Source organism: Microcystis sp. LSC13-02 (assembly GCA_002282935.1).
In the GTDB taxonomy this organism is placed as follows: domain Bacteria; phylum Cyanobacteriota; class Cyanobacteriia; order Cyanobacteriales; family Microcystaceae; genus Microcystis.
Genome location: MTBT01000256.1, coordinates 1 through 7,433 on the forward strand (window position 1 = coordinate 1; position 7,433 = coordinate 7,433).

At 46.0% G+C, this 7,433-nt stretch carries 6 protein-coding genes and 1 pseudogene; 5 read left to right on the top strand and 2 right to left on the bottom strand.

Annotated elements, in window-relative coordinates; all coding sequences use genetic code 11:
• Positions 1-551 precede the first annotated feature (551 nt).
• On the top strand, positions 552-854 hold the full coding sequence (gene rpsN, locus BGL89_RS16185) for a 30S ribosomal protein S14 (RefSeq protein ID WP_002796120.1): 303 nt from the start codon (positions 552-554) through the stop codon (positions 852-854).
• A 90-nt stretch (positions 855-944) separates the two neighbouring features.
• Here the strand turns inward: rpsN and BGL89_RS16190 are convergent, their stop codons facing one another.
• Positions 945-2,102, bottom strand: a complete 1,158-nt coding sequence (locus BGL89_RS16190) for an RNA-guided endonuclease InsQ/TnpB family protein (protein WP_286826571.1) — start codon at positions 2,100-2,102, stop codon at positions 945-947.
• 246 nt (positions 2,103-2,348) lie between these two features.
• On the opposite strand from BGL89_RS16190, the pseudogene BGL89_RS16195 reads away from it, so the two are divergent.
• A pseudogene (locus BGL89_RS16195) lies at positions 2,349-2,621 on the top strand (hypothetical protein); the annotation flags it as partial.
• Positions 2,622-3,211: 590 nt separating this feature from the next.
• Here BGL89_RS16195 and BGL89_RS16200 read toward each other — a convergent pair.
• Positions 3,212-5,365, bottom strand: a complete 2,154-nt coding sequence (locus tag BGL89_RS16200; RefSeq protein WP_286826572.1) for a polyribonucleotide nucleotidyltransferase — start codon at positions 5,363-5,365, stop codon at positions 3,212-3,214.
• A gap of 404 nt (positions 5,366-5,769) precedes the next feature.
• On the opposite strand from BGL89_RS16200, the gene BGL89_RS21315 reads away from it, so the two are divergent.
• From BGL89_RS21315 to BGL89_RS16210, 3 genes are all read left to right on the top strand, one after another.
• A complete protein-coding gene (locus BGL89_RS21315; protein ID WP_323801827.1) occupies positions 5,770-5,949 on the top strand; it encodes a hypothetical protein in 180 nt (59 codons plus the stop codon).
• The gene (gene prfA / locus BGL89_RS16205; RefSeq protein WP_286826573.1) at positions 5,928-7,028 is read left to right on the top strand and encodes a peptide chain release factor 1; all 1,101 of its coding nucleotides are present in this window, start codon (positions 5,928-5,930) and stop codon (positions 7,026-7,028) included. The genes BGL89_RS21315 and prfA overlap by 22 nt, the downstream gene beginning before the upstream one ends.
• Positions 7,029-7,351: 323 nt before the next feature.
• On the top strand, positions 7,352-7,433 hold an 82-nt coding region (locus BGL89_RS16210), incomplete at its 3' end, for a transposase-like zinc-binding domain-containing protein (protein WP_502692637.1).

Below are 7,433 nucleotides of genomic sequence, written 5' to 3' on the forward strand. Positions count from 1 at the left end.
AGACATGAAGCTGTAAGACCAAAATTAGCTTTGCTAGTAGAGGCAGGATTCAGCCCAAGAATCTCCGCACTTTTAGGGCGGAGAGTGTCAACTAACGGCCAAGGAGAGATTCAGGTTATCGAAAATTTGGGTTGGAAAACCCCGCCCCTTTTAGGGCGGCTTTGTGTTAGAATCTTACTGGTCTAAAAAACCCCCCTATCATAAATACGACCGAATAAATATGCTAGGTTGAAATGCCTGCAACGGGTTGACGATGAGTAAGGGGAAGCTGACGGCCGCTGGGAACTCCATGCTAGAGGCAAAACATACCTTGTGTCGGTATGTATAAACCCAAATTAAATTAGTCGCCGGAGGGCATTCGGAGACTTTAAATGGACGTGGAGAAAGTGTCAGACTTAAGCAATTAAGCGTTTTTCGCTATCTGCGTCAACCCCATTCGGCGACTACCCTAAAAAAGTAGCGTGGTGAGGAATCAGCGTCCGTTTACGGCGGTGAGGATGTCAAAATAGAGAATGCTGTCTTTACAGGTTAAATCTTTTTCGAGAAACCCCATGGCAAAAAAATCGATGGTAGAACGCGAGAAAAAACGCGCTCGTCTCAGACAAAAATACGAAGCTAAACGGACGGAACTAAAAGAACAATTCCGTACCGCCGAAGATTTTGAAGAAAAACTGGCAATTCACCAAAAATTACAGGAATTACCCCGCAATAGCGCCCCCAGTCGTCACCGCAACCGTTGTTTAACGACCGGCAGACCGAGAGGATACTATCGCGATTTTGGTTTATCCCGCAACGTTTTACGCGAATGGGCCCACCAAGGTCTTTTACCCGGTGTGGTCAAGTCTAGCTGGTAGTCAGAAACAATATCTAGGGAAAATACCGTGTTGACTCTCCCCCGCTAACCGCTCGCGCGCTGTAGCGGGGGATTCTCGGTTCTTAGGCTTTTAACTAGATCGACCTGGTTTAACCCGGTCGATCCCCGTCAAATCGCCTCCGCGAGCGTTTTCTAACACGGTCAGTCCGACCGCGTTTTTTCCTCGGTTCTCGATTACCTTCGCTGATGCCGTATCTCTTGGTTCGATGTGGCCGCAAGAATCACACCGGTGAACTCTTTCCGATAACGCCTTTTTGCCGGTAATCGCGCCACAATTCGGACACTCTTGCGAAGTTCCGTTTTTATCAACCTTAAGATAATATTTTCCCCGTTTCCAAACGACAAACGGTAATATCTCGTTAATAAAACTACCGATACCCGAATCTAGAGATTGTTTTCTAACGATTCCTCTAGACCAGGAAACGAAGTTAATATCTTCAACGAAGATATTATCAGCAATATCACAAAGGTAATGAGCTAGTTTAAAGTGCCAATCTCTACGAGTATTAGACACTTTTTCGTGTAATCTCGCTATCTTCTCTTGGAGTTTTAACCAATTGTTCGAGCCTTTGACTTGATGTTTCAAGCGTCTTTGTAGCAATTTAAGCTTACTCTGTACTTTCAACAAAAATCGAGGGGCTTTGATTAAATCTCCCCGTGAAGTAGCCACAAAACTTTCAATTCCCGCGTCAATTCCTAAACAGGTCTTCCCAACTGTCATATCGGGAACTAATTCCGTAGATTGGAAGGAAACCGAAACGTAAAATCCCGACGCTTTTCGGATAATTCGAGCTTGTTTAGGCTCAAACCCGGACGGGTACTCCCTAGATTTCCTAATCCGAATTTTTCCCAATTGTGGAAAATTTAAGTATTCGTCACCTAAGAAGTTTTTTGACAGCGCAGGAAAAACAAAACTCCGCATCTTTTTCTTGAATCTAGGAAAGCCGAAGCCTTTCGACTTCATCTGGTCAAACGCCTTATCTAAAGTTTTTAAGACTTGCTGTAAAACTTGAGCGTTAACCGTCTTTAATATCGGGTAAACTTTTTTAGCTTCCGTTAGATTTTTGGGCGAACAGCGATCCGCAAGACACTTTCGAGAGTTCAACCAATCTTTCCGTTCCGAGAGCGCGTAATTGTAAACGCTTTTGCAAACATCAAGAATGTGGATGATCTCCCGTTCCTGTTGTCTGTTTACCTTTAGTTTGTACTGGTAGGTAAGCGTTATCACTGTCGTTCGTTTCGTGATGTAAAATCAAATTATAACACTTGCCGCCTAATATGTAAACCGATTACAATCATGGATTTCGCTCCGTTTATAGACTTACCGCTCAGGTCGTATTCGTCATCAAATACCGGCCATTGCTATTAACGATGAAATCTTAGCCCGACTTAAAGAAATTTTTGTGTCAACGTCACAAAATGGGACAGCACATTACTTGATTTCAACGGTGAATCGGATTACGTTCACCTGATTATCGATGACAAACCTGACATCGCTTTATCCAAATTAATCGCTAACCTTAAAACAGTTAGTAGTCGCTTAATTAGGGTTTGCTGAATAATGGTAAAACCCTTTTAAAATAAAGCTTTTGACCTGTTAAAGTCCGATGTTAGTGCAAGAAAATAGGATTGCCTGACTCCTACCCCCACCGAAAAACTTTTTCAGCAGACCCTAATTAGAAAAGAATTTCCGTACTTAGCGGCAAAGTATTTCTACAACAAACCCTATTTTTGGACGGGAGCTTATTTTGTGGCCAGTTGTGGCGGCGTTACCGTCGAACAACTAAAAAAATATGTCGAGAACCAAAACTCCCCGAAAGTGGAAACGCTACCGCGTTAGTTTTATTCTGGTGGCGATTCATCTCCCGTTAAACCGCTACGCGGTTTAACGGGAGTCCTCTCGCGACCTTGAGATAGAGGCGTGGTTTTTGCGTCTCTATTGCTGTTTTTATACTAAATCCGTTGAGTATAGGTTACATAGGGCTTGCTGAATAATGGTAAAACCCTTTTAAAATAAGGCTTTTGACCTGTTAAAATCCGATGTTCATGCTGCGAAAATAGGATTAAGAAAACCTTGCATTATCCTTCTTTTAGTACATAAACTGGTACAAAAAAAGAGGGCAACAAAGCCTGAAACGACCGGCTACTGACGACCGACGACCGACTCCTAACCCCACCAACAAACTTTTTCAGCAAACCCTACATATCAGACAGGCAAAAGGCAAAGGGGAGAATAAATAATCAGTTTTTAATAACTGGATTTAGTATTAGGCAATTTTAGCGATAAAAAAACCCTCGATCGAGCGATCGAGAGTTAACCGTGAACAGAAAATTTACCTAGACTACAGTAGCAGCTTTACGGGCAGCGGCGGCCTCATCGGGATGAATACCGAGACGGGTGAGATTGAGACGACCTTTACTATCGATCTCCCGTACCTTGACTAACACCTCATCCCCCACGGCCACTTCATCCTCCACCTTACCGACGCGTCCCTCGGCCAATTGGGAAATATGGATCATTCCCTCTTTTCCTGGCAAAACTTCCACAAAAGCGCCGATTTGGATAATGCGAGTCACGCGACCGAGATAAACCTCACCCTCATTGAGTTTGCGGGTCATATTGTAGATCAGTCGTTTAGCTTTTTCGGCCTGTTCCCCATCGGTAGAGGAAATGGTGACAGTACCATCGTCATCGATATCGATTTTCGTGCCGGTCTGTTCAGTAATCCCTTTAACCGTCTTACCACCCGGCCCGATTACTAACCCGATCAGATCTGGATCGATCTTGATCGTCAATAACCGGGGTGCGTGGGGAGATAATTCCGTGCGGGGTTTTTCTAGGGTCGCTAACATCTTCTCTAGGATATGTTTGCGGGCCGGTAAAGCTTGTTCGATCGCCTTGGCCACCACTTCCAGGCTTAAACCGGGGATTTTCATATCCATCTGGAGAGCGGTGATGCCAGAATCAGTGCCAGCCACCTTAAAGTCCATATCTCCCAGAAAATCCTCGATACCCTGGATATCGGTCAAAATCCGCACTTCTTCCCCTTCTTTAATTAAACCCATGGCCGCACCGCTAACGGGTTTTTTCAGGGGAACACCGGCATCCATCAGCGCCAGGGTAGAACCGCACACGGAACCCATGGAGGTGGAACCATTAGAAGAGAGGACTTCCGACACTACCCGCAGCACATAGGGAAATTCCTCTTGGGGGGGAAGGACAGGTACGATCGCCCTTTCCGCTAAAGCACCGTGACCAATTTCTCGACGGCCGGGAGAACGCATGGGACGGGTTTCACCTACGGAAAAGGGGGGGAAATTGTAGTGATGCAGATAGCGTTTTTCGTCTTCGGGATGGAGATCGTCGCCCAAATCCTGAGCATCACCGGGGGTGCCAAGGGTGGCGATCGAAAGCACTTGGGTTAAACCGCGATTAAACAGACCGCTACCGTGAACCCGACGGGGTAAAACTCCCACCCGGCAAGAAATCGGGCGTACTTCGTCCAGTTGGCGACCATCAACCCGCACCCCATCCTCAATAATTTGGGCGCGCATCAGTTTTTTGGTCAGATCCTTAAAGAGATTACCGATTAACTTCGGTTCTTCCAGCGTTGGAGCTTTTAAGGTATCTTCATCGGGGAGAGCGGTTATAGTTTCCTTGAGCCGATTTTCGATCGCCGCTAATTTCTCATCCCGTTCGGTTTTGCTGAGGGTAAACTGACAGAGAATCTGTTTAATTTCCTCTTTAGCTTGTTCTTTTAGGAAATTCTGCACGGTTTCGTTTACTGCCGGCGCTTCTCGGGTGACGAGGGGAATACCCAACTGATCGATCAATTCCCGTTGAGCGCTGATCAGGTCGCGCACTGCTTCATAACCAAAATCGATCGCCTCAATAATATCCCGTTCCGGTAACTGATTGGCTCCCGCTTCGATCATCACCACCCCTTCGGGACTACCGGCCACCACTAGGTCCAATTCTCCGTTATGGATTTCCTTGTAGGTGGGATTGATGATAAATTCATCCCCTAGTAAACCGACGCGTACCGCTGCCATCGGACCTTGGAAGGGAATCCCCGCCAGCATAACTGCCACGGAAGCCCCGGTAACGGCCAAAACATCCGGGGGGACTTCCTCGTCCATTGAGAGGGTCGTAGCGACCACTTGGATATCATCCCGCAGCCAACTGGGGAATAGAGGCCGCAGGGGGCGATCGATCAAACGACCGGTCAGAATCGCTTTTTCCGGGGGACGACCTTCACGACGCAAAAATCCTCCCGGGATGCGCCCAGCGGCGTATAATCTTTCTTCGTAGTCAACGGTCAAGGGCAGGAAATCTACTCCTTCTCTGGCTTTGGCTGTGGTTGCTGTCACTAAAACCGCCGTTTCTCCCGATTGGATCAGAACACTACCGCCAGCTTGGGGGGCTAAAAGCCCTATTTTTAGTCGAATATCCCTGCCATCAAAGGATATTGACTTGTCAAACTCTTCCATGTAAAGTTATATTCCTTTCTTTCACTTTTCTCTGTGCTGTGGCAATCCTAGCATTTTTTGTCCCCCTTTCTGCCAGGTTTAGTATTCAGTGATCAGTTATCAGTGATCAGTTATCAGCTTTTTTCTCCCCGCTCCCCCGCAACGCGCACGAAGTGGTCTCCCAACTACCCAACTACCCAACTACCCCACTGATAACTGGTTACTGCTCACTGATAACTGAAAATACTCCCCACATCCCCACTTCCCTGCTTTTAAACAGAATTTAAGATTACTTGCTCAAACCGGCCAAAAAATGATAGTTTTAGATATAGGAATAATCTGGTTAAGAAAAAAATGTCTTCCCTTGCCGCTTGCTGGCCCAAAAATATTTCTAAGTATTAGCAGAACTGACTGACTGTCAGCAGTTGAGCGGGATTTTTCCTCGCTCGAAGAACTCCGGACAAAGAAAATTAAGACAATTAAAAGGATTGCGTCTCTATTATCTGTCAGACGCTTCTAATCCAGTGAATTTGCGGGTTATCTTCAAATTAACCCCGTTTAACCCTATTTGTGGCTATCGATTATGGCTGAAAGTTATTTACTAGACAAACTGCAATCTGTAGAACAGACCTACAAAGAATTAACCCGTCGTCTAGCGGATCCCGATGTCACCGGTAATCCGGGTGAATTGCATCGTCTGGCCAAATCCCGCGCTTCCCTAGAGGAAACGGTCAACACCTACGAAATTTGGCAAAAAAGTCAAGAGGATTTAATCGGTGCGAAACAAATCTTCAAAGAATCCGCCAGTGATCCCGAATTACGGGAAATGGCCGCCCTAGAAGTGGCAGAATTGGAGGAAAAAATCGCCACTTTGGAAGACCAATTAACAATTCTGCTGCTGCCCCGGGATCCCCTCGATGAAAAGAATATCATGCTAGAAATTCGCGCTGGGACCGGAGGTGATGAGGCCAGTATTTGGGCGGGGGATTTAGTGCGTTTGTACTCAAAATATGCCGAAACTCAAAACTGGAAAGTTAGCCTTTTGAGTGAATCTCCGGCGGATATGGGAGGATTTAAAGAGGCAATTTTAGAGATTAAAGGCGATAACGTCTATAGTAAGCTGAAATTTGAGGCGGGAGTCCATCGGGTGCAGCGGGTTCCTCTGACGGAAGCGAGTGGTCGCGTCCACACTTCCACCGCTACCGTGGCAATTATGCCAGAAGTGGACGATGTGGAAGTGCATATCGATCCCAAGGATATTGAGTTAACCACGGCTAGATCCGGGGGCGCAGGCGGTCAAAATGTCAATAAAGTGGAAACTGCGGTCGATTTAATCCATAAACCCACGGGAATCAGGGTTTTTTGCACCGAAGAGCGATCGCAATTGCAAAACCGGGAACGGGCCATGCAGATTCTCCGGGCGAAACTGTACGATATGAAGTTACAGGAACAACAGGAAGCAGTCAGTTCCATGCGACGCTCTCAGGTGGGAACCGGTTCGCGATCGGAAAAAATTCGCACCTATAACTATAAGGATAATCGTCTCACCGATCATCGCTTAAATCAGAATTTTTCCCTCGATCGCATTTTAGACGGCGATATCGAAGAGGTGCTCCAATCCTGTATCGCCAAGGATCAACAGGAAAAACTGGCAGAATTAGCCGCTGCCCAAGAGACGGCCTAATCAGGACACTCCGAGACTCCGAGACTCCGAGATTATTTTTATTTATCCCCCCCGCTCCCTTCTCCCCAACCCGCAACAGCCAAACCCCTTGCTACTTTTTGGCTTTAGACCTCTCGCATAATTAATTTTTGAGGAGTCAAAAACGGCAAAAATAAGGATTAAATGGCCTAAAATCTGTGAATAGACCATTTAATTGCTTATTATTCATTCTTAATTCTCCTGACTACTGACGACCGGCTCCTAACCCTAACAACAATTTTGGCGTTGTCAGATAAAGAGATGAGAAGGCAAAATAGATAGAAACTCAATGAAGGAAAAAAACGATGAAATGTCCAGAATGTAAAAGTGACCACATCAATAAAAATGGTCATCGTGGTCAAAAACAAAACTATATATGTGTAAACT

Coding starts and splice junctions, on each gene's coding strand:
- rpsN (WP_002796120.1), top strand. CDS start 552: ATGGCAAAAAAATCGATGGTAGAACGCGAGAAAAAACGCGCTCGTCTC.
- BGL89_RS16200 (WP_286826572.1), bottom strand. CDS start 5,365: ATGGAAGAGTTTGACAAGTCAATATCCTTTGATGGCAGGGATATTCGA.
- prfA (WP_286826573.1), top strand. CDS start 5,928: ATGGCTGAAAGTTATTTACTAGACAAACTGCAATCTGTAGAACAGACC.